The organism is Kitasatospora sp. NPDC036934 (genome assembly GCF_055608425.1).
The window spans coordinates 81,848-102,382 of sequence record NZ_JBVJQR010000011.1 but is presented as its reverse complement, the minus strand read 5'-3'; the positions used below and the strand labels follow the sequence as shown (position 1 = coordinate 102,382).

22 protein-coding genes and 1 riboswitch are annotated in these 20,535 nt (G+C 73.0%); of the genes, 16 read left to right on the top strand and 6 right to left on the bottom strand.

Annotated elements, in window-relative coordinates; all coding sequences use genetic code 11:
- Positions 1–150 precede the first annotated feature (150 nt).
- A complete protein-coding gene (locus tag ACZ7BZ_RS18460; protein WP_470359210.1) occupies positions 151–369 on the bottom strand; it encodes a hypothetical protein in 219 nt (72 codons plus the stop codon).
- Here ACZ7BZ_RS18460 and mltG point away from each other — a divergent pair.
- The 9 genes from mltG to ACZ7BZ_RS18415 all read left to right on the top strand — a co-directional run bounded on the left by mltG (position 358) and on the right by ACZ7BZ_RS18415 (position 10,231).
- A complete protein-coding gene (mltG, locus tag ACZ7BZ_RS18455; RefSeq protein ID WP_470359209.1) occupies positions 358–1,983 on the top strand; it encodes an endolytic transglycosylase MltG in 1,626 nt (541 codons plus the stop codon). The two genes, ACZ7BZ_RS18460 and mltG, sit on opposite strands and share 12 nt — an antisense overlap.
- Positions 1,984–2,017: 34 nt before the next feature.
- Positions 2,018–2,848 carry a shikimate dehydrogenase gene (locus tag ACZ7BZ_RS18450; RefSeq protein WP_470359208.1) on the top strand — a complete coding sequence of 277 codons (831 nt, stop codon included), beginning with the start codon at positions 2,018–2,020 and terminating at the stop codon, positions 2,846–2,848.
- A 163-nt stretch (positions 2,849–3,011) separates the two neighbouring features.
- The gene (gene aroC, locus ACZ7BZ_RS18445) at positions 3,012–4,196 is read left to right on the top strand and encodes a chorismate synthase (RefSeq protein ID WP_470359207.1); all 1,185 of its coding nucleotides are present in this window, start codon (positions 3,012–3,014) and stop codon (positions 4,194–4,196) included.
- Positions 4,193–4,714: a shikimate kinase gene (locus tag ACZ7BZ_RS18440; RefSeq protein WP_470359206.1), complete on the top strand. Its 522-nt coding sequence runs from the start codon at positions 4,193–4,195 to the stop codon at positions 4,712–4,714. Before aroC ends, ACZ7BZ_RS18440 begins: the two co-directional genes overlap by 4 nt.
- Positions 4,707–5,798, top strand: coding sequence for a 3-dehydroquinate synthase (aroB, locus tag ACZ7BZ_RS18435; RefSeq protein ID WP_470359205.1), 1,092 nt, complete (start codon positions 4,707–4,709; stop codon positions 5,796–5,798). Before ACZ7BZ_RS18440 ends, aroB begins: the two co-directional genes overlap by 8 nt.
- Positions 5,799–5,806: 8 nt before the next feature.
- The gene (gene aroQ / locus ACZ7BZ_RS18430) at positions 5,807–6,235 is read left to right on the top strand and encodes a type II 3-dehydroquinate dehydratase (protein WP_030553681.1); all 429 of its coding nucleotides are present in this window, start codon (positions 5,807–5,809) and stop codon (positions 6,233–6,235) included.
- A 113-nt stretch (positions 6,236–6,348) separates the two neighbouring features.
- Positions 6,349–7,275 (top strand): AAA family ATPase, encoded by a 927-nt coding sequence (locus ACZ7BZ_RS18425; protein ID WP_470359204.1) that lies wholly within the window; start codon positions 6,349–6,351, stop codon positions 7,273–7,275.
- A 68-nt stretch (positions 7,276–7,343) separates the two neighbouring features.
- Complete coding sequence (locus tag ACZ7BZ_RS18420) at positions 7,344–8,153, top strand: Fpg/Nei family DNA glycosylase (RefSeq protein WP_470359203.1); 810 nt, start codon at positions 7,344–7,346, stop codon at positions 8,151–8,153.
- A gap of 86 nt (positions 8,154–8,239) precedes the next feature.
- Positions 8,240–10,231, top strand: coding sequence for an AAA family ATPase (locus tag ACZ7BZ_RS18415; protein WP_470359202.1), 1,992 nt, complete (start codon positions 8,240–8,242; stop codon positions 10,229–10,231).
- 41 nt (positions 10,232–10,272) lie between these two features.
- Here ACZ7BZ_RS18415 and ACZ7BZ_RS18410 read toward each other — a convergent pair whose 3' ends face one another.
- Positions 10,273–11,955, bottom strand: coding sequence for a hypothetical protein (locus tag ACZ7BZ_RS18410; RefSeq protein ID WP_470359201.1), 1,683 nt, complete (start codon positions 11,953–11,955; stop codon positions 10,273–10,275).
- Positions 11,956–12,015: 60 nt separating this feature from the next.
- Positions 12,016–12,399, bottom strand: coding sequence for an ArsR/SmtB family transcription factor (locus ACZ7BZ_RS18405; protein WP_470359200.1), 384 nt, complete (start codon positions 12,397–12,399; stop codon positions 12,016–12,018).
- A gap of 81 nt (positions 12,400–12,480) precedes the next feature.
- A riboswitch (cobalamin riboswitch) is annotated at positions 12,481–12,674 on the top strand.
- Between the two features lie 32 nt (positions 12,675–12,706).
- On the opposite strand from ACZ7BZ_RS18405, the gene nicT reads away from it, so the two are divergent.
- On the top strand, positions 12,707–13,825 hold the full coding sequence (gene nicT / locus ACZ7BZ_RS18400; RefSeq protein ID WP_470359199.1) for a Nickel transporter NicT: 1,119 nt from the start codon (positions 12,707–12,709) through the stop codon (positions 13,823–13,825).
- A gap of 93 nt (positions 13,826–13,918) precedes the next feature.
- Here nicT and ACZ7BZ_RS18395 read toward each other — a convergent pair whose 3' ends face one another.
- On the bottom strand, positions 13,919–14,167 hold the full coding sequence (locus tag ACZ7BZ_RS18395; RefSeq protein ID WP_380464069.1) for a type B 50S ribosomal protein L31: 249 nt from the start codon (positions 14,165–14,167) through the stop codon (positions 13,919–13,921).
- Positions 14,168–14,195: 28 nt separating this feature from the next.
- Positions 14,196–14,360, bottom strand: a complete 165-nt coding sequence (gene rpmG / locus ACZ7BZ_RS18390; RefSeq protein WP_470359198.1) for a 50S ribosomal protein L33 — start codon at positions 14,358–14,360, stop codon at positions 14,196–14,198.
- 218 nt (positions 14,361–14,578) lie between these two features.
- Between rpmG and ACZ7BZ_RS18385 the strand changes: the two genes are divergently transcribed.
- The 5 genes from ACZ7BZ_RS18385 (at position 14,579) to ACZ7BZ_RS18365 (ending at position 18,913) form a co-directional block, all read left to right on the top strand.
- Positions 14,579–15,685, top strand: a complete 1,107-nt coding sequence (locus tag ACZ7BZ_RS18385) for a M24 family metallopeptidase (RefSeq protein ID WP_470359197.1) — start codon at positions 14,579–14,581, stop codon at positions 15,683–15,685.
- 78 nt (positions 15,686–15,763) lie between these two features.
- A complete protein-coding gene (gene efp, locus ACZ7BZ_RS18380) occupies positions 15,764–16,327 on the top strand; it encodes an elongation factor P (RefSeq protein ID WP_380464075.1) in 564 nt (187 codons plus the stop codon).
- A 4-nt stretch (positions 16,328–16,331) separates the two neighbouring features.
- Entirely contained in the window at positions 16,332–16,769 is a 438-nt protein-coding gene (gene nusB / locus ACZ7BZ_RS18375) for a transcription antitermination factor NusB (RefSeq protein ID WP_380524334.1), read from the top strand.
- A gap of 159 nt (positions 16,770–16,928) precedes the next feature.
- A complete protein-coding gene (locus tag ACZ7BZ_RS18370) occupies positions 16,929–17,750 on the top strand; it encodes a thioesterase family protein (protein WP_470359196.1) in 822 nt (273 codons plus the stop codon).
- A 218-nt stretch (positions 17,751–17,968) separates the two neighbouring features.
- Positions 17,969–18,913 (top strand): hypothetical protein, encoded by a 945-nt coding sequence (locus tag ACZ7BZ_RS18365; RefSeq protein WP_470359195.1) that lies wholly within the window; start codon positions 17,969–17,971, stop codon positions 18,911–18,913.
- 156 nt (positions 18,914–19,069) lie between these two features.
- Here ACZ7BZ_RS18365 and bldD read toward each other — a convergent pair whose 3' ends face one another.
- Positions 19,070–19,573: a transcriptional regulator BldD gene (bldD, locus tag ACZ7BZ_RS18360; RefSeq protein WP_030056198.1), complete on the bottom strand. Its 504-nt coding sequence runs from the start codon at positions 19,571–19,573 to the stop codon at positions 19,070–19,072.
- Positions 19,574–19,906: 333 nt separating this feature from the next.
- Here bldD and pyrR point away from each other — a divergent pair, with 333 nt between their 5' ends.
- Positions 19,907–20,530, top strand: coding sequence for a bifunctional pyr operon transcriptional regulator/uracil phosphoribosyltransferase PyrR (pyrR, locus tag ACZ7BZ_RS18355; protein WP_380458595.1), 624 nt, complete (start codon positions 19,907–19,909; stop codon positions 20,528–20,530).
- The last annotated feature ends 5 nt before the right edge of the window (positions 20,531–20,535 follow it).

Genomic DNA, 20,535 nt, shown 5'->3' with positions numbered 1-20,535 from the left:
AGTGCGTTCGCCCGGGCGGGGGTACGGCTGCGGTACGGTAACGTCTCCTCCCAGGCGCTGCGCTAGCACGCCGGTTCGAGAATCAGCCGGGACGGCGGTCGTCCCGGACGGCCGGTCCGATCCTCCGGTCGTCACCGTCGGTTAAGGGGATCAATGACCGATCTGGGTCGGGGCTACGGCCCCCAGGGCGAGCCGTGGCACCCCGGTGATCCCGGGTACGGCGGCCAGCAGCCGGTCCCCGGCCAGCAGGACGGCCAGTGGCAGCAGCAGTACCCGCAGCAGGCCCAGCAGGGTCAGCAGCCGTACGGGGACGTACAGCAGGGGTACGCGCAGCAGCAGATGCAGATGCAGCCGGGCATGCAGCAGCAATACCCGGAGGGGTACCAGCAGCAGGGCTATCCGCAGCAGATGGGGGGCCTGCAGCAGCAGGTGCCGCAGCAGGGCTTCGACCACGGCTTCGACCAGGGGTACCAGCAGCAGGGCATGGCCCAGCAGGCCCACCTGCAGCAGATGCCGATGCAGCAGGGCATGGCCCAGCAGGGCTATCCGCAGCAGATGCCGATGCCGCAGCAGGGCATGCCCCAGCAGCAGGCCGCTCCCCAGCAGGTCCAGCAGCAGCCCGTCCGGCAGCAGGCGGCGCCGCAGGCCCCGGCACCCGCGCCCGCCACCGGGCCCGGCCCGGACGGGATCGACTGGGAGGCCGAGGCCGCCGCGCTGGAGGCCGGCGCCGATCCGGTCGGCGGCGCGCACGAGCCCGAGGCCGAGGAGTGGGACGGCCCGCGCGAGGACGAGCAGCACGGCGACGTCTACCTCGACGAGCACGCCGAGGAGGAGCAGAACGGCTTCCTAGGGGAGCAGGACGACTCCCGCGAGGCGAAGAAGAAGCGCAAGGAGAGCGGCAAGAAGGCGGGCCGTCGCAACGGCGGCGCCTGCCTGGTCGTCGCGCTGGTGCTGCTGGGCCTGCTCGGCGGCGCGGGCTGGTGGGGCTACGGCTTCTACAAGGACCACTTCGGTCCGCCGCCGGACTTCACCGGTGAGGGCAACGGCTCCGTCCAGGTCGAGGTCAAGCAGGGCGCGGTCGGCGGGCAGATCGGCGTCACGCTGAAGGCCGCCGGTGTGGTCAAGAGCGTCGACGCCTTCACCAAGGCCTGTGACGCCGAACCCAAGTGCAGCACGATCCAGTACGGCTTCTACACCTTGAAGCGGGAGATGCCGGCCGCGGCCGCGCTCAAGGAACTGCTCGACCAGGCGGGCGGCGCGGCGATCGTGTTCCCCGAGGGCAAGAACTCCTCCGAGATCTACGCCATCATCGACACCAAGTTGAAGCTGCAGAAGGGCACCACGGCGGGTGTCGCCAAGGCCCAGGTCAACGACCTCGGTCTGCCGGGCTACGCGAACGGCAACATCGAGGGCTTCCTCTGGCCGACCCGCTACAACATCGCCGACGGCATGAAGCCCGAGGACCTGCTCAAGCAGATGGTGAAGACCGCCACCGACAAGTACGCCAACCTGGACGGCCAGGCCTCCAAGGCGGGCCTCAAGAACGGCTACGAGGTCGTCATCGAGGCGAGCATCCTGCAGCGCGAGGGTAACAACCCGGGCGACTTCGCCAAGATGGCCAGGACCATCCAGAACCGTCTGGCGAGCGACACCGTGCGCCACACGCTCGGCATGGACACCACGCTGCAGTACTCGCTGGGCCGCAAGGAACTCACGTCGAAGGACATCAACGACGGGTCCAACAAGTTCAACACGTACATCAACCCGGGCCTGCCGCCGACGCCGATCTCCAACCCCGGCGACGAGGCGCTCAACGCGACGCTCAACCCCGCGGACGGCAAGTGGCTGTACTTCATCGCGATGTCCCCGACCCAAACCCTGTTCGCCGAGACGGACAAGGAGCACGCGGCCAACGTCGAGGCGTACTGCAAGGCCGCGGGCCAGGGCTTCGACAAGGTCGGCCTGCACTGCACCACCAAGTAGCCGCCACCGCACCGTCGTTCACGGAGAGCCAGCGTTGACCAGCAAGCACCGGGCGGCCGTCCTCGGCTCGCCGATCGCCCACTCGCTCTCGCCGGACCTGCACCGGGCCGCCTTCGCGGCGCTCGGGCTGGACGGCTGGCGCTACGACCGCTTCGAGGTCGACGAGGCCGGCCTGCCCGGCTTCCTGGCCGGACTGGACGAGGCCGAGTGGGCCGGGCTGTCGCTGACCATGCCGCTGAAGCGGGCGGTCATCCCGCTGCTGGACGAGGTCAGCGCGACGGCCCGCGCGGTGGACGCGGTGAACACCGTGGTGTTCACCGCAGACGGGCGGCGCACCGGCGACAACACCGACGTCCCCGGGCTGGTCAACGCCCTGCGCGAGCGCGGCATCACCGAGGTGTCGGCCGCCGCCGTGCTGGGCGCCGGGGCCACCGCCTCCTCGGCACTGGCGGCGCTCGCCCAGGTCTGCGCCGGTGAGGTGACGGTCTACGTGCGCAGCGCCGAGCGGGCCCGGGAGATGGCCGAGTTGGGCGAGCGGCTCGGTGTGCCCGTGCGCACCGCCGACTGGGAGCGCGGCGCCGAGGCGCTGGAGCGGCCGCTGACCGTCTCCACCACGCCGGTCGGGGCGACCGACGCCTTCGCCGGCGCACTGCCCGGGGCCCCGGGCGCGCTGTTCGACGTGCTGTACCACCCGTGGCCGACGGCGCTGGCGGCCGCCTGCGCCGAGCGCGGGGCGACCGTCCTCGGTGGTCTGGACCTGCTGGTCCACCAGGCGGTGCTGCAGAGCGAGGCCTTCACCGGGCGCGCCCCCGGGCCGCTCGCGGCGATGCGCGCGGCCGGGGAGCGGGCGCTGGCCGGGCGTTGAGCCCGTCGGTTCCGGTCCGGTCGTTTCGCCGTGTGACCGGTTGCCGTCCGGCACCCGGACTGTGCCGCCGGGTGCCGCCGGGTCATGAAAGGATTCGGACGGAAGGCACGCTCGGGCGGGCCGCGGCGGTGCCGTGGGCCGGCCCGCTGATGAAGGAGCTCCGTTGGGTACGTTGCGCTGGCTGACGGCGGGGGAGTCGCACGGCCCCGCACTCGTCGCGACGCTGGAAGGCCTGCCCGCCGGTGTACCGGTCACCACCGACGTGGTGGCCGACGCGCTGGCGCGCCGCCGGCTCGGTTACGGCCGCGGGGCGCGGATGAAGTTCGAACAGGACCAGGTGACCTTCCTCGGCGGCGTCCGGCACGGCCTGACCATGGGCAGCCCGGTCGCGATCATGGTCGGCAACACCGAGTGGCCGAAGTGGGAGCAGGTCATGTCGGCCGACCCGGTCGACCCCGAGGTGCTGGCGGGCCTCGCCCGCAACGAGGCGCTGACCCGCCCGCGCCCGGGCCACGCCGACCTGGCCGGCATGCAGAAGTACTCGATCGACGAGGCCCGGCCGATCCTGGAGCGCGCCAGCGCCCGGGAGACGGCCGCCCGGGTCGCGCTGGGCGCGGTCGCCCGGGCGTACCTGCGCGAGGTGGCCGGGATCGAGATCGTCAGCCACGTGGTCGAGCTGGCCGCCGCCAAGGCGCCGGCCGGCGTGGTGCCGCTGCCCTCGGACGAGGCCCGGCTGGACGCCGACCCGGTGCGCTGCCTGGACGCGGACGCCTCGAAGGCGATGGTCGCCGAGATCGACCAGGCCCACAAGGACGGCGACACCCTCGGCGGCGTGGTCGAGGTGCTCGCGTACGGCGTGCCGGTGGGCCTCGGTTCGCACGTGCACTGGGACCGCCGCCTCGACGCCCGGCTGGCCGCCGCGCTGATGGGCATCCAGGCGATCAAGGGCGTCGAGGTCGGCGACGGCTTCGAGCTGGCCCGGGTGCCCGGCTCGAAGGCGCACGACGAGATCGTCCCGACCGCCGAGGGCGTCAAGCGCACCTCCGGCCGCTCCGGCGGCACCGAGGGCGGGCTCTCCACCGGCGAGGTGCTGCGGGTGCGCGCCGCGATGAAGCCGATCGCCACCGTGCCGCGGGCGCTGCAGACCCTGGACGTGCGCACCGGCGAGCCGGCCAAGGCGCACCACCAGCGTTCGGACGTCTGCGCGGTGCCGGCCGCCGGCATCGTCGCCGAGGCGATGGTCGCGCTGGTGCTGGCCGACGCGGTGAACGAGAAGTTCGGTGGCGACAACGTGTCGGAGACCCGTCGCAATGTGCAGAGCTACCTCGACAACCTGATCATCCGATGACCTCTCCCGTCGTCGTGCTGGTCGGCCCGCCCGGCAGCGGCAAGTCCACCGTCGGGCGGGCCCTGGCCGAGCGCCTGGGCGTCGGCTTCCGGGACACCGACGCCGACATCGAGACGCTGGCCGGCAAGCCCATCCCGGAGATCTTCATCGACGAGGGTGAGTCGCACTTCCGCGAGCTGGAGGTCCGCGCCGTGCGCGCGGCCGCCGAGGGCCACCGCGGAGTGCTGGCGCTCGGCGGCGGCGCGGTGATGGCCGAGGCCACCCGCGAGCTCCTGCGCGAGCTGCCGGTGGTCTTCCTGGAGGTCCCGCTGGGCGACGCCGTCAAGCGGGTCGGCCTGGACGCCCCGCGGCCGCTGCTGGCCGTCAATCCGCGGGCCCGCTGGCGCGAGCTGATGGAGGCCCGCCGCCCCCTCTACCTGGAGGTGGCCACCGCCGTCGTCGACACCGCCGACCGCACCCCCGAGCAGGTCGCGGACGCCGTACTGGAAGCACTGGAGCTGAAGACCCCCCATGACTGACACCACCGTCAGGATTCACGTCGGCGGCAGCGCCGGCCACGACCCGTACGACGTGCTGATCGGGCACCAGCTGCTCGGTGAACTGGCGCCGCTGATCGGGACGCGGGCCAGGCGGGTCGCGATCATCCACCCGGAGGCGCTGGCCGCCACCGCCGACGCCATCCGCGAGGACCTGGCCGGCGAGGGGTACGAGGCGATCGGGCTCCAGGTGCCGAACGCCGAGGAGGCCAAGAGCGCCGAGGTCGCCGCCTACTGCTGGTCGGTGCTCGGGCAGACCGGCTTCACCCGCAGCGACGTCGTCGTCGGCCTCGGCGGTGGTGCCACCACCGACCTGGCCGGTTTCGTCGCGGCCACCTGGCTGCGCGGGGTGCGCTGGATCTCCATGCCCACCACGCTGCTCGGCATGGTCGACGCGGCCGTCGGCGGCAAGACCGGCATCAACATCGCCGAGGGCAAGAACATGGTCGGCGCCTTCCACCCGCCGGTGGGCGTGCTGGCCGACCTCGGCACCCTGGAGACCGTGCCCAGGCACGACTACGTCTCCGGCCTCGCCGAGGTCGTCAAGTGCGGCTTCATCGCCGACCCGGCCATCCTCGACCTGATCGAGGCCGACCCCGAGGGCGCCCGGACGCCGGCCGGCCCGCACACCGTCGAGCTGATCCGCCGGGCCATCCAGGTCAAGGCCGACGTCGTCTCCGGGGACCTCAAGGAGTCCGGCCGGCGCGAGATCCTCAACTACGGCCACACCCTGGGCCACGCCATCGAGCGCAACGAGCGCTACAAGTGGCGGCACGGCGCGGCGATCTCCATCGGCATGGTCTTCGCCGCCGAACTCGGCCGCCTGGCAGGGCGGTTGGACGACGAGACGGCCGACCGGCACCGCACCGTGCTGGCCTCGGTCGGGCTGCCGCTGAGCTACCGGGCGGACGCCTGGCCCAAGCTGCTGGACGCGATGAAGATCGACAAGAAGTCGCGCGGCGACCTCCTCCGCTTCATCGTCCTGGACGGCCTCGGCAAGACCTCCGTGCTGGAGGGCCCCGACCCGTCCCTGCTGGTCGCCGCCTACGCGGAGGTCTCGGCGTGACGCGGGTGATGGTGCTCAACGGCCCAAACCTGGGCCGACTGGGCAGCCGCGAGCCGGACGTCTACGGCGCCACCTCGTACACCGGACTGGTCGAGCGCTGCACCGCGCTGGGGAAGGAGTTCGGCTTCGAGGTCGAGGTCCACGAGACCAACTCCGAGCAGCAGATGGTGGAGTGGCTGCACGAGGCGGCCGACGGGAAGGTGCCCGTGGTGATCAACCCGGGCGCGTTCACCCACTACTCGTACGCGATGCGGGACGCCGCGGCGCAGCGCACCGCGCCGCTGATCGAGGTGCACATCTCCAACCCGTACGCGCGGGAGACCTTCCGGCACACCTCGGTGATCGCGGCGGTGGCCTCCGGCACCATCGCGGGCTTCGGGATCGGTTCGTACGAGCTGGCGCTGCGGGCGCTGGCGGAGCAGCTCACCTCGCGGTGACGGCTCGGATCGCCGATCAGCGGCTCTGACGGCTGCTCAGCGGCCCGGCGGCGGACTGTGCCCGCCGCCGGGCCGCCGTGTAGTGTCCCCGCTGAGAGGTGTCGGGAGGTGCCATGACGCAGTACGCCGGAGGCGGGCAGGTCCCGCCGCGTCCCGTCGCTCCGCCGGTGCCACCGGGGGGCGGGGCGGGGGCGGCTCCTCCGGGGGCGCCGGTTCCCGCGGCCGCGCCGGTTCCGCCGCCTCCCGTCGCGCCCGCTGCGGTGCCCGCGCCCGCTGCGGTGCCCGCGCCCGCCGCGGCCCGGACCCCGGCCGGGGCTCCCGGTCCAGCGCCGGCCCCCTTGCCCGCTGCGGCTCCGGCTCCTGTCCAGGCGCCGCCGCCCGCGCCCAGCGCGCCCGTTCCGGCCGGCGGCACCGGGCACTTCGTGCTGCCCTCCGGCACGCCCGTCCAGCTCCCCGCCCACCCGCCGCAGCGGCACACGCCGGCCGGTCCCATCGCCGTCCTGCTGATCGGCCCGGCCGGGGCGGGCAAGACCACCGTCGCCCGGTACTGGGCCGAGCGCCGGACCACCCCGACCGCCCACATCAGCCTGGACGACGTCCGCGAGTGGGTGCAGTCCGGCTTCGCCAACCCGCAGGCCGGCTGGAACAACGCCTCCGAGGCCCAGTACCGGCTGGCCCGCCGCACCTGCGGCTTCGCCTGCCGCAACTACCTTGCCAACGGCATCTCCTGCATCATCGACGACGCCGTCTTCCCGGACCGTCCGGCGATCGGCCTCGGCGGCTGGAAGCGCCACATCGGCCCCGGCATGATCCCGGTCGTCCTGCTGCCCAGCCTGGACTCGGTGCTGCGCCGCAACGCCCGCCGGGGCGGCACCCGGCGGCTCGGCGACGAGGAGGTGGCGCGCATCCACGGGCGGATGGCCGGCTGGTACAACTCCGGGCTGCCGATCATCGACAACTCGTACCTGGACGTCGCCGGCACGGCCGCCGAGCTGGACCGCGTCATCCTGGCCCGGCTGATGGGCATGCCGGTCCGCTGAACCGGGGTGTCGGTGGCGGCTGCGATGATGGAGCGGTCCCGCCAGAACCACCCGGGGAGCTGAAGCCCGTGCCGGAAGGCCACATCATCCACCGCCTCGCCGGCCAGAACCGTACGGCCTTCGGCGGTCGCCCGGTGCGGGTCTCCAGTCCGCAGGGCCGCTTCGCCGACGAGGCCAAGGCGATCGACGGGCAGTTGCTCACCGGCGCGGAGGCCACCGGCAAGCACCTCTTCCTCGGCTTCGAGGAGGGTGCCTGGGTGCACGTCCACCTCGGTCTCTACGGCGGCTTCACCTTCGGCACCGGTCCCGAGCCCGAGCCCGTCGGCCTGGTCCGGCTGCGGCTGGCCAACGACGACGGCTACGCCGACCTGCGCGGTCCCAACACCTGCAAGCTGATCACCGAGGCCGAGAAGGCCGCCGTCGCGGCCCGGCTCGGCCCCGACCCGCTGCGCGCCGACGCCGACCCGGAGGCCGCCTGGCGCCGGATATCGGGCAGCCGCACGACCGTCGCCGCGCTGCTGATGGACCAGAAGGTGCTGGCCGGGGTCGGCAACGTGTACCGCGCCGAGGTGCTGTTCCGCCACCACATCGACCCGCACCGGGCCGGCCGCGACCTCACCCGCCGGGAGTGGGACGCGATCTGGGCCGACCTGGTCACCCTGATGCGCGAGGGCGTCGCGGCCGGCCGGATCGACACCGTCCGCCCCGAGCACACCCCCGAGGCGATGGGTCGCCCTCCCCGGGTGGACGACCACGGCGGCGAGGTGTACGTCTACCGCCGCGCCGCGATGCCCTGCCTGGTCTGCGGCACGGAGGTGCGGACGGAGGAGCACGCGGCCCGCAACCTGTTCTGGTGCCCCACCTGTCAGGCGGCCTGAGCATTCGATCCGCCCGCCGGGCGGGGGCCCAGCCCGTAGGCTGGGCCCGACCGGCCGGAGGGAGCAGGCGGATGGATCGGCGCGAAGTGACGAACACCGTGTCAGGCGCCACGGTGGGCGGACACGTGGTCCAGGTGGGAGGCGACATCGGGTCGTTGCACCTCCACCAGTCGGATCCGGTGCCCAGGCCCCGTCAGGTCCGCTCGCCGCACGGCCCCTTCGTCAATCGCGAGCCGGAACTCGCCGCGCTGGTCGAGGCGTTGGGCCGGGTCGAGGCCGGCGGGCTCGGGATCGTGGTGTTCACCGGACTCGGCGGGGTCGGGAAGACCGAGCTGATCGCCAAGTTCACCGAGGAGCACCGGGCGCGCTTCCCGGACGGTGACCTCTACGCGGACCTGCTGGCCTACCGGCACCAGAGCGGGGTGGACCTGCCGGAGCTGCTGGCCGGCTTCCTGCGGGCGCTCGGCAGCGAACCGCCGGCGGCGGAGGCCGAGCGGTTCACCGAGTTCCGTACCGTCACCGCCGAGCGCCGCTGCCTGTTCTTCCTGGACAACGTCGAGCACGCCGCCGAGGTCCGGGCGCTGCTCCCGTCCAGCGGGCTGGTGGTGGTCGCGAGCCGGCGCCGGCTGCCCGCGCTGCGGACGGACGGTGCCGACGTGCGGCAGCTCGGGCCGCTGAGCGCGGCCGCCGGCGCCGAGCTGGTGCGCAGGTGGCTGGGGGGCGAGCGGGGTACCGACGCGGAGTTGGCGGAGCTGGTCGAGGAGTGCGGCGGGCTGCCGCTCACCCTGAACGCGGTCGGGAGCCAGCTGCTGGACCGGGAACACCTGGCGGTCGGCCGGGTGGTGGCCGAACTGCGCGACCGGGAGGGCAGGTTGGCCGTGCTGGAGGACGAGGAGAACGGCCTCGGCCCGACCTACGACGCGGTGTACGAGCGGCTGTCGCCGCAGGGGCGGGCGCTGTACCGGCTGATCGGGGTGCACCCCGGCCCCTTCGTCTCGGCCGAACTGGCCCGCGCGGCGGGCGTGGAGAGCCCCGCGAAGGCGCTGGCCGAGCTGCGCGCCGTACACCTGGTGGACGAGGTGCTCGACGCCGACACCGAGGACCGCTTCCGCGCCCATGACGTGGTGCGCCTGCACGCCTACGGCCGGACGCGCGAATTCCCCGGCCGGGTGGACCTGCTGGCCCGGGTGGTGGCGTACTACCGGGGCCGCTCCTCGCTGGCCGACCGGGCGATGGGGCGGCGGCTGCGGCTGCAGGAGCCCGGCGGAGCGGGCCTGCCCGGCTTCGGCTCCGGGGCGGCGGCCCTGGAGTGGCTGCACGCCGAACGGGCCAATCTGCGCGCGGTGGTGGAGGCGGCGGCCGAACAGCGGTGGCACGGCGAGGTGTGGCGGCTCTGCGAGTCGCTGTGGCCGCTCTACCACGGCCGCAAGCTCTACCAGGACTGGATCGCCACCCACCGGCTGGGCGTCGAATCGGCGCAGTGGGACAACCAGCCGGACGCGGTGGTCCGGATGCGCAACCAGCTCGCCCGCGCCCACTACGAGCGCGGGGAGTACGGGCCGGCCGCCGAGCAGTTGGCGCTCGCCGCGGAGCAGCTGCCGCTGGTGGCCGAGCGCCGGGTGGTGGGCGTGCTGCACGAGACCGACGGCCTGCTGTGCCTGGCCGACGGCCGTCCGGGCGAGGCGGTGGAACGGTTCACGCTGGCCTTGGCCGAGAACCGGGGCGACGCCCACGGCGAGATCGTGCAGAGCTACAACCTGGCGCAGGCGCTGATCGCCGACGGGCGGCCGGAGGAGGCGTTGGCGGTGCTGGCCCGAGCCACCGATCTGGCGGTGGACACCGGGGACGACGACATGCTGATGAAGCTGCCGCTGGTCCGGGCCGGGGCCCACCGGGCGCTGGGGCAGCTGGCTTTGGCGGTCGAGCACGCCGGCGACTGCGTGCGCCGGGCCCGGGAGCGGAAGGCGTACCCCAAGGAGGCCCAGGCCCACGTCCTGCTGGTCGCGCTCGCCGAGGAGCTGGACGACCCGGAGCTGGCCGAGCACAGCCGGGCGCGGCTGCGGGAACTGGCCTCCTAGCGGCCCTGGCGGCCCTAGCGGCCCTAGCGGTCCCCGGGCTCCTAGGGCCCGGTGGTGAAGGCCACCCGGGTGCGGTGCTCGCCGGTGCGGATGGTGAGGCCGTGCTCGGGCAGGTCACCCGGGTCGCCGCCGTCGGCGAGCCAGCAGGCCACGGCGGAGCCGAGCAGCAGCGGGTCGAGGACGGGGTCGGGGTCCGCGAAGGCCGGTTCGGCGCGGGCCTCCAGCAGCAGCCCGGTGCGCAGCCGGAGGACGTGGCGGGCCGGGCCGAGGGCGGCCACCGCGACGGCGAGGCCGGGGAGTTCGGCGGCGGTGTCGGCGAGCCAGTGGGTGGCCGGGAGTTCCGCGTACGGCTCGGTGCGGGCGAGGACTTCGGCGGTGTAGCGCAGGGCGTCGCCGGGGTGGTCGTCGGTGAGGGCGTGGAAGCCGCGCGGGGTGTGGTCGTCGGGACGGAAGGGGTAACGCCGCAGGCTGACCTCCGTCCCCTCGCTCCTGCCGTCGACGTCGTACGCGGTGGGCCGGTCGGTGCTTCCGGGCTGGGAGACGGGCCGGGGGTAGGGCGGCAGGGCCGGTTCGCCGGGGGGTTCGTCGAGACCGTCGAGGAATGAGTAGAGCAGGGGGCGCAGGATCCGGGCGGAGGTGCCGCGGTGGGCGAGGGAGCGGTCGGTGAGGTCGGTGAGGTCGGTGAGGCCGGCCGGGTCGGTTTTCAGGGCGTGTTCGAGCTGGGCGGCGAGGTCGCCGTCGGGGTCGAGTGCGGGCGCGGCCTGGCCGAAGGCGTAGCTGGGGGAGTGCGGGTCGAGTTCGGCGGCTCCGGTGGCGACGAGCAGGGTGCGGCGCGCCAGGGCGGCGCCGTAGACGGAGACCGAGCCGTGGTCGCCGATCAGGCAGTCGGCGGCGACGAGTGCGGCCTGCCAGCCCTGGTGGGGCGGGATGAGGCGCAGGCCCATCCGGCGGGCGTCGTCGAGCAGGGCCTCGGGGTCGTGCCGGCTCCAGATGTTGGGGTGCAGCACGACGGCCACGGTGTACTCGTCGGCGGGCAGCCGGCGGACCAGGCGCTGCGGGAGGTCGGGGTGGCGGCCAAATAACGAGTGTTCGCTCCAGGTGGAGTTGACGACGACGAGCCGACGGCCGTCGACGGCGCCGAGCGCGGCGCGGTAGCCGTCGCGGGAGCGTTGGCTGCGCAGGATCCGGTCGAAGCACGGGTCGCCGACGACCCGGGCGACGTCCAGGGCCTCGGGGCAGGAGGTCCGCAGCCGGTCCAGCTGTTCGGGGTGGGAGAGGCCGAGGACGTCGACGAACACCCGGCCGCGGTGGGTGAGTTCGTTGCGGGAGAGACCGGCGGCGGTGACGGTGTCGCCGGTGGACTCGGTGACCAGGCGGTTGTAGCCGGCGCCGTGCGGGAGGACGACCAGGCGGGCGTCCAGGCGGTGCATGGAGGCGTGGACGGCGCAGGCGACGGCGAGGTCGAAGCGGCGCCGGACGGCGTCCTCCCAGTCGAGCACGGTGTAGCCGGGCAGGCCGTGGAGGTACTCGTCCAGGGCGCGATCGGCGAACGCGGAGCCGGGGTTGACGGTGAAGTACCGCTCGATGCCGTCCGGGTTCAGCAGAGCGAGGACGTCCAGGACCCGGGTCGCGGAGGTGAGGGTGCGGGCGACCGCCAGCACGCGGGCCTTGACCGGGCGGGTGTTCCAGCGGTCGGCGGGCCAGACGTGGGGGTGGGACGGCACATCGTGATCGTACTCATCCGGCCGCGTCTCGGCGTGGTTTGTCGGAGGTCGGTCGGGTCGTCAGCCCGCCGCCGCGGTCGGCTCGTCGTGCTCGGCTGCGGCGCACTCGTCGAGGAGGGGGCGCATGGCGTCGTCCACGAGCCGGTAGCGCACCACTCGTCCGTCCTTGTCGCCGGTGACGACGCCCGCGGTGCGGAGCAGGCGTAGGGCCTGGGAGACGGCCGGGTCGCGCATGCCGGTGGCGACCGCCAGGTCGCTGACGGCGAGCGGGCCGGCCCGGTGGAGGGCGAGCAACAGGGCGAGCCGTCCGGGGTCGGAGAGCAGGGAGAACCGCTCGGCCCAGGACCGGACGTGGGCGGTGTCCCCGATGGCGGCGATGGCCTCGCAGACCCGGTGTCCGTCGATGGTGCGGTGGCCCGCGCGGTCGGCCGGTACGAGATGCATGCGGACATTCTGGCAGCTCACCACCTGTGATCCTGGACACCTGCACAGGTGCGCAGCCTTGCGGGGGTGTGGTGCTACCCCTACGGTGTTCCCCGCCGTGGTGCTCGGGAAGACCGGTGACGGACCCTCAACAGGTCCCAGTCCGGAGCGGCCCTCGCCACTGTGATCGGGGGACAGTTGTCCGGACCCACATGCCACTGGGCGCCTCGCGCGCCTGGGAAGGCGGGTCCGGAAGCCCCGTAAGCCAGGAGACCGGCCACGGCATCTCACGAAGTCATTCCACGAGGTGCTGGAGCGTGATCCCGAGATGACCCTGCCCGAAACCGCCTCTCCCGCCGAGGCGGCGCCCCCCTCCGTCCTGCCCACCTTCCGCTGGAAGCGCGAGGACACCCTCCGGACCGCCGGGCTGATGGGGGTGATCCTCGCCATGCACGTGGCCGCCTTCGGGACGCTGGTCTTCCTGGTCGCGCCCCACGGCTACCAGGTCGGCACCCAGGTGTTCGGGGTCGGCCTGGGCATCACCGCGTACACCCTGGGCATGCGGCACGCCTTCGACGCCGACCACATCGCGGTGATCGACAACACCACCCGCAAGCTGATGGCGGACGGCAAGCGGCCGGTCTCGGTGGGCTTCTGGTTCGCCCTCGGGCACTCCTCGATGGTGGTGGTGATGGCCGCCCTGGTGGCGGGCGGCGCCCAGCTGGCGAACACCCTGATGGACCACGACTCGGCCACCCACAAGTGGCTCGGGCTGGTCGGCACCACGGCCTCCGGCGCCTTCCTCTATCTGATCGGGGCGCTCAACCTGGCGGCGCTGCTGGGCATCCTCAAGGTGTTCCGCTCGATGCGGGCCGGGAAGTACGACGAGGCGGAGCTGGAGGAGCACCTCGACTCGCGCGGCTTCATGGCCCGGATCCTGAACCGGGCGACCCGTTCGATCACCCGGCCCGGGCAGATGTTCCCGGTCGGCATGGTGCTGGGCCTGGGTTTCGACACCGCGACCGAGGTCACCCTGATGGTGATGGCCGGTTCGGGCGCGGCAGCCGGACTGCCCTGGTACGCGATCGTCTGCCTGCCGCTGCTGTTCGCGGCCGGGATGAGTCTCTTCGACACCCTGGACGGGACGTTCATGAACTTCGCGTACCAGTGGGCCTTCTCCAACCCGGTGCGCAAGGTGTACTACAACCTGACCATCACCGGGCTGTCGATCGCGGTGGCCTTCATCATTGGCACCATCGAGCTGGTCGGCGTGCTGCACGAGAAGCTCGACCTGACGGACCCGGTGACCGGGTTCGTCGCGGACGTCTCGCTGGACAACGTCGGCTACGCGATCGCGGGGCTGTTCGTGGTGGTGTGGGCGATCGCCATCGGCTACTGGAAGCTGGCCGGCGTCGAGAAGCGCTGGACGCCCGAGCAGCAGTCCTAGGGCCCGGTGGTCAGGCCGCCGTACTGAGCCCCTGTCCGTGCACGCCGGAACGGCGCCTCCCCGACCAGGGGAGGCGCCGTTCCAGCGTTGCGGTCAGTGCCGGTCGCCGTAGCGGCGGCGGAACTGCTCGACCCGGCCCGCGGTGTCGAGCACCCGGGACTGGCCGGTGTAGAAGGGGTGGCTCGCCGAGGAGATCTCGACGTCGATCACCGGGTAGGTGTTGCCGTCCGCCCACTCGACGGTGCGGTCACCGGTGGCGGTCGAGCGGGTGAGGAAGGCGAGGCCGCCGACCTTGTCGCGGAAGACGACCGGGCGGTAGGCGGGGTGGATTCCGGGCTTCATGGCTGGGCTCCTCCGGGGGTTCGTGCGGTCAGCGCTCTTCACGGAAGTCGACGTGCCGGCCCACGGCCGGGTCGTACTTGCGCAGGACCATCCGGTCCGGGTCGTTGCGGCGGTTCGTGCGGGTCACGTACGTGTAGCCGGTGCCGGCGGTGGAACGGAGCTTGATCACCGGGCGCAGTTCACTGCGGGCCATCGGGCGTCCTCCTGGGGTCTGGTGGTGTGGGGTTCGGGGGGCCGGGTCGGAACCTTGCATTGAAATGGAAGTCATTTTCATCCGTTCCAACGTGACCTCCGCCCTGCCCATTCCCGGGCGCCAGGGGCGCCGGGGCGCGCGGGGCGCAGTGGGGTGCCGGGGCATCCGTCGGGGGCGCTCGGCGGGCGGTTCGGGCCGGGGGTTCGTAGGCTCGACGCATGGCGGATGCGTACGCGGGGCGGCGGGAGCGGGTGAGGGAGCACTGCGGTGCGGCCGGGGCCGAGGCGGCGCTGATCACCCGGGCGGCGAACGTGCGGTATCTGACGGGCTGCGCGCCCTGCGGGGCGACCCTGCTGCTGACCCGGGACCGGGCGCTGCTGACGCTGCCGGACGACCTGCCGCCGGACGACTCGGGGGAGCACCTGATCACCCCCGACGTCACCCAGGTGCCGGTGCCGGCCGGGGCGGACACCGCGCTGGCCGCCGCGGTCACGGCCGGCCGGCTGGGGGTGCGGGGGCTGGCGGTGGAGGAGCACGACCTGACCGTCACCCGGCACCGGGCGGTGGCGGGCCTGCTGGAGGGGGCCCGGCTGGCCGACCTCGGCCAGCTGGTGGAGCGGCTGCGGGTGGTGAAGGACGAGCATGAGATCGCGGATCTGCGGATCGCCGCCGAGATCGCCGACCAGGCGCTCGGTGAGCTGCTGGAGTCGATCCTGGTCGGCCGGACCGAGCGGCACCTGGCGATGGAGCTGGAGCGCCGGATGATCGACCACGGTGCCGACCGGGCCGCCTTCCCGGTGTCGGTCGGCACCGGCAGCCACTCCGGCCAGCCCGCCCACCAGCCGACCGACCGCCGGGTGGAGGAGGGCGACTTCCTCACTGTGGTGATGGGGGCCCAGTACCGCGGCTACGGGGTCTCGACCGCCCGGACCTTCGTGATCGGGGCCGCCCCCGCGCCCTGGCAGGTCGAGCTGCACCGGCTGGTCTTCCGGGCCCAGCGGGCGGGCCGGGAGGCGCTCGGCCCGGGGGTGGAGCAGTGCGTACCCGACCGGGCCGCTCGGCAGGTCCTGGAGGCGGCCGGGCACACCGAGGCCTCGCCGCACCCCGTGGGCCACGGCATCGGGCTGGAGATCCGGGAGGCGCCGCGCCTCGGTCCGTCGGACATGGGTAAACTGGACAGCCGCGTGCCGGTCACCGTCGGCCCAGGAGTCCACCTCCCGGGCAAGGGCGGGGTCCGGATCGAGGACACGCTCGTCGTGCGCCCCCTCGAGGAGGGCGGGCCCGAGCTGCTCACCATCACCACCAAGGAGCTCCTCGCCCTGTGACGGCGGCCCCGAAGGCCGTCGGCGGCAGGACGCGAACCCTTGGTTCCTTGACAGCTATATCCAGGAGTAAGTGCGCCCGTGGCTTCCACGAACGATCTCAAGAACGGCATGGTCCTCAAGCTGGAGGGCGGCAAGCTCTGGTCCGTCGTCGAGTTCCAGCACGTCAAGCCCGGCAAGGGCCCGGCCTTCGTGCGTACGAAGCTCAAGGAGGTCCTGACGGGCAAGGTCGTCGACAAGACCTTCAACGCCGGCACCAAGGTCGAGACCGCCAACGTCGACAAGCGCGGCATGCAGTTCTCGTACAAGGACGGCGAGAACTTCGTGTTCATGGACATGGACACCTACGACCAGCTGACCATCGAGCCGGCCGTCGTCGGTGACGCCGCCGACTACCTGCTGGAGGGCTTCGAGGCCCTGGTCGCCACCAACGAGGGTGCGGTGCTCTACATCGAGCTCCCGACCTCCGTCGAGCTGACCATCCAGCACACCGAGCCGGGCGTCCAGGGCGACCGCTCCACCGGTGGCACCAAGCCGGCCACCCTGGAGACCGGTGCCGAGATCCAGGTCCCGCTCTTCGTCGTCACCGGCGAGAAGGTCAAGGTCGACACCCGCGACGGCAGCTACCTCGGCCGGGTGAAGTAAGTCCGTGTCGGCCGCACGTAGCAAGGCCCGTACCCGGGCCTTCCAGATCCTCTTCGAGGCCGACCACCGCGGGGTCGACCCGCAGCAGGTCCTTGCCGACTGGGTGGCCCGCGCCCGCGAGCCCAAGCCCGACGAGGGCACCCCGCAGGTGGGCGAGTACACGATGGAGCTGATCGAGGGGTACGTCCAGTACGCCCGTCGCATCGACGACCTGATCGAGCAGTACGCCGTGGGCTGGACCCTCGACCGGATGCCGATCGTGGACCGCAACGTCCTGCGGCTCGGTGCGTACGAGCTGATCTGGGAGGACGGCGTCCCGGACGCGGTCGTCCTGGACGAGGCCGTCGAGATCGCCAAGGAGTTCTCCACGGACGACTCCCCGGCCTTCGTCAACGGTCTGCTCGCCCGCTTCATGGAACTGAAGCCGAGCATCCGCCGGTAGTCGGTGGCGCCTTGCGGAACGGCCGCCGGACCCGAACTTCGGGGCCGGCGGCCGTTCCGCGTTTCACCCGGTGGGCGTAGTGTGAGGTCGTCCTACTCACCAGTAACTTCGTCGCTGGAACCGCCGGCGACCGCGTCCGTGAACCGAAGGGCAGGCCCCATGACCACCGCCACCCGCAGCGAGTTCGACCGGGGCATCGCCCTGAGCAGACACCCCGAGGAGGCCGGCCGCTACGAGGCCGAACTCGGCGACGGCTGGCAGATCGGCGGTGGGGTCAACGGCGGGCTGCTGCTCGCCGTGGCCGGACACGCGCTGTCGCTGGAGCACGGGCAGCACCCGGACCCGGTGTCGATCAGTGGTTACTACCTGTCCGCCTCCACCCCCGGCCCGGCCACCGTTCGCACCGAGGTGCTGCGCACCGGCCGCGGCCTGTCCACCGGCACCGCCTCGCTCAGCCAGGACGGCGTCGAACGCCTGCGCGTGGTGGCCAGCCACGGCGACCTCGCCACCGCCGACGGCGAGGTGCGCACCAGTGCCACCCCGCCGCAGCTGCCGCCGCCGGACCAGTGCGTCGGCATCGAGCACGCGCCCCGCCAACTGGTCGAGCAGGCCGCTTTGCTGGAGCGCTTCGACCTGCGGCTCGACCCGGCCACCGTGGGCTGGGCGCTCGGGCAGCCCTCCGGCAACGGCCGGATCCAGGGCTGGTTCCGGCTCGCCGACGGCCGCGAGCCCGACCCGCTGCTGCTCCTGCTGGTCGCCGACGCGCTGCCGCCGGTCACCTTCGACCTCGGCCTGCCCGGCTGGGCCCCGACCGTCGAGCTGACCGTCCACCTGCGCGCCAAGCCCGCCCCGGGCTGGCTGCGGGTGGTCCACTCCACCCGCAACATGGCCGGCGGCTACTTCGAGGAGGACGCCGAGATCTGGGACGAGGCCGGCCGCCTGGTCGCGCAGTCCCGCCAGTTGGCCAGGGTGCCGCGCTAGGCCCTGCCCGGCAAGATCCTCCGGGCAGGACACAGGCCCCTGCCCGGGGCCCGTCCTGGGGCCTGGCGGTCGGGGGAACGCGCTATTACCGGTGGTTACATTCCTGTGACACGCCGTACGTGTGTGGCGCGCGGAACTGGGGAGTAACACGGTCAGCGGCGAGCCCCGCCGCTGACCGTCACCGACCGACGCCCGCCCGCCGACGCCAGGAGCCCCCGATGACCAGCCGCAAGGGACGCGCCCGCCGCAACTCCGACTGCACCACCGGCGGCCCGCGCCCCGCGCTGCGGGCGCCGCACCGGCCGCGGCAGGCCGAGGGGACCGAGCAGGCGTTCGTCATCGGGGTGCTCACCAGCGCCGCGGACTTCGCCCGGGCCCGCGCCTGGGGGGTCTGCGACGCCCCCGACTACGAGCGCTACCTGGCGGACACCGCAGAGCTGCTGGCCGACGCGCTGGAGCGGTTCGAGACCGTCCGGGCCCGGATGTTCCACCCGCAGGACTTCGCGGAGTTCTGCCTGCTGCACGGACTGGACCCGGCCGAGCCGGCCGCCCGGGACCGCTACCTGGTCAACCCGCCGTTGCAGACCCAGCTGCTGGCCTATCAGGGCGAGGAACTGGCGGGGGACTTCGTGCCGCGGCTGGTCCGGGCCCGGGAGAACGGGCTGACGCTCTGCCACGCCGACCTACTGCTCGACGGCGGGCTGTACGGGGGCGCGGGGGAGACGGACGAGGAGCACACGCGCTGGGTGCGCGCCGCCTACCAGCGCGGGAGCGAGGTGTTCCGCCGGATGCTGGTCGGAGCGGGCGCCGGGGTGTACGAGCTGCGGCTGCGGGTGGACGCGCCGGGCGGCAGGCTGACCGCGGCGGCCCGGGTGCTGCAGTGGGAGGACGGCGTGGTGCGGATCAACGACGAGGACCTGGAGCTGGTCTGCGCGGTGCTGTGCGCCGGGCTGGCGCTGGAGCTGCCCGCGGTCGCCGTGCTCCACGGCTCCCAGGGCTCAGCGGCCTCCGGCGGGGCCCGCGGCGGGGCCGCCGACGAATGCTTTCTGCCGGCCGCCTGGGCCTGGTCGAGCAGCGGGCCGGACTGGGCGCCGGCCGCCCGCCCGGTTCGGCTGGACGGGGTCGCGGCGCAGCCGGGCTACAGCCTGGGAACGGTCTGCTGAGGCGCTGAGGTCCTGCCGAGGTCCGGCAGCGGTCACGGCAAACACCGCGGCGCGGCCCCCGGTGACCGGGGGCCGCGCCGTGACGTTTCTGCTGGCCGCCACCGAGGACATCGGTGCACGGTAGCGAGCTACCTGCCGAGGGCGGGTCGGCGAGCGTCAGCTCGCGTCCTCCTCGCGCACCGCGCGGCGCGCGTCGGGGTTGAGCACGCCCCAGGAGATCAGCTGCTCGGTGAGGATCGACGGCGACTGGTCGTAGATGACGGCCAGAGTGCGCAGATCGTCCTGGCGGATCGAGAGGACCTTGCCGTTGTAGTCGCCGCGCTGGCTCTGGATGGTCGCCGCGTAACGCTGCAGCGGTCCGGCCTTTTCGGACGGGACCTGGGTCAGTCTCTCCAGGTCGAGGACCAGGCGCGGCGGCGGCTCTGCCGCGCCGCCGGGGGTGCCGCCGGGCAGCAGTTCCTGCACCGGCACGCCGTAGAACTCGGCGAGCTCGGCCAGCCGCTGCACGGTGACCGCACGGTCGCCGCGCTCGTACGAGCCGACGACGACTGCCTTCCAGCGCCCCTGGGACTTCTCCTCGACACCGTGCAGGGAGAGCCCCTGCTGAGTGCGGATCGCTCGGAGCTTGCCTCCGAGCTGCTTCGCGTAGTCGCTGGACATTGATCTCCCCGGACGAGATTGCTTCGCGTTCAGTAGTGGGTCACGGGCGATTCGCCGACGTCGTTACCGGTGGGTTCGACGCCCGTCTCGTAACTCACTGTGAGGTTACGTAGAGTAAGGTAGTTGCGTCAAGCCGAATGGGGCACTCGTGCGAATGGCCCGCATCGTCGGCGCATCTGGTACGTGAACCCGGTGAAGCGGAATGATGGAGGTCCATTTGCCTCCCGGCGCGCTGGTAGGATGACCCGAAGCCCACGCCCGGTCGGCGGGGGCGGAATCCCAGACATCCTTTAAGGCCCGTCCAGTGAGGCGGGGAAGGAGGTCCGCTTCGGCATGACCACACACCAGGAACAGACGCCGCGGCCGCCGCACCAAGTGCTGGACGCCACGGACATCGCCCGGGTCGTCACCCGGATAGCGCACGAGATCGTCGAGCGCGCCAAGGGCGCGGAGGACGTCGTGCTGCTCGGCATCCACACCAGGGGCGTCCACCTCGCCCGCCGCCTGCACGGCCGGCTGGCCCAGATCACCGGGCGCGAGATCCCGCTGGGCACCCTGGACATCACCATGTACCGGGACGACCTGCGGCTGAAGCCCGCCCGCGCCCTGGAGCACACCGAGATCCCGCCCGGTGGCATCGACGGCAAGCTCGTCATCCTCGTCGACGACGTGCTGTTCTCCGGCCGCACCATCCGCGCCGCGCTCGACGCGCTGAGCGACATCGGCCGCCCGCGCGCCGTGCAGCTCGCCGTCCTGGTCGACCGCGGCCACCGTGAGCTGCCGATCCGGGCCGACTACGTGGGCAAGAACCTCCCCACCTCGCTGCGCGAGGCCGTGCAGGTCCGCCTGGCCGACACCGACGGCGTGGACGCCGTCCTGGTCGGCGACCGCGACCACACCGCCCGCAGCTCGCAGGCCCTGGCCTCCCAGCCCACCGAACCGCACCTCCCGGAGTAACCCGC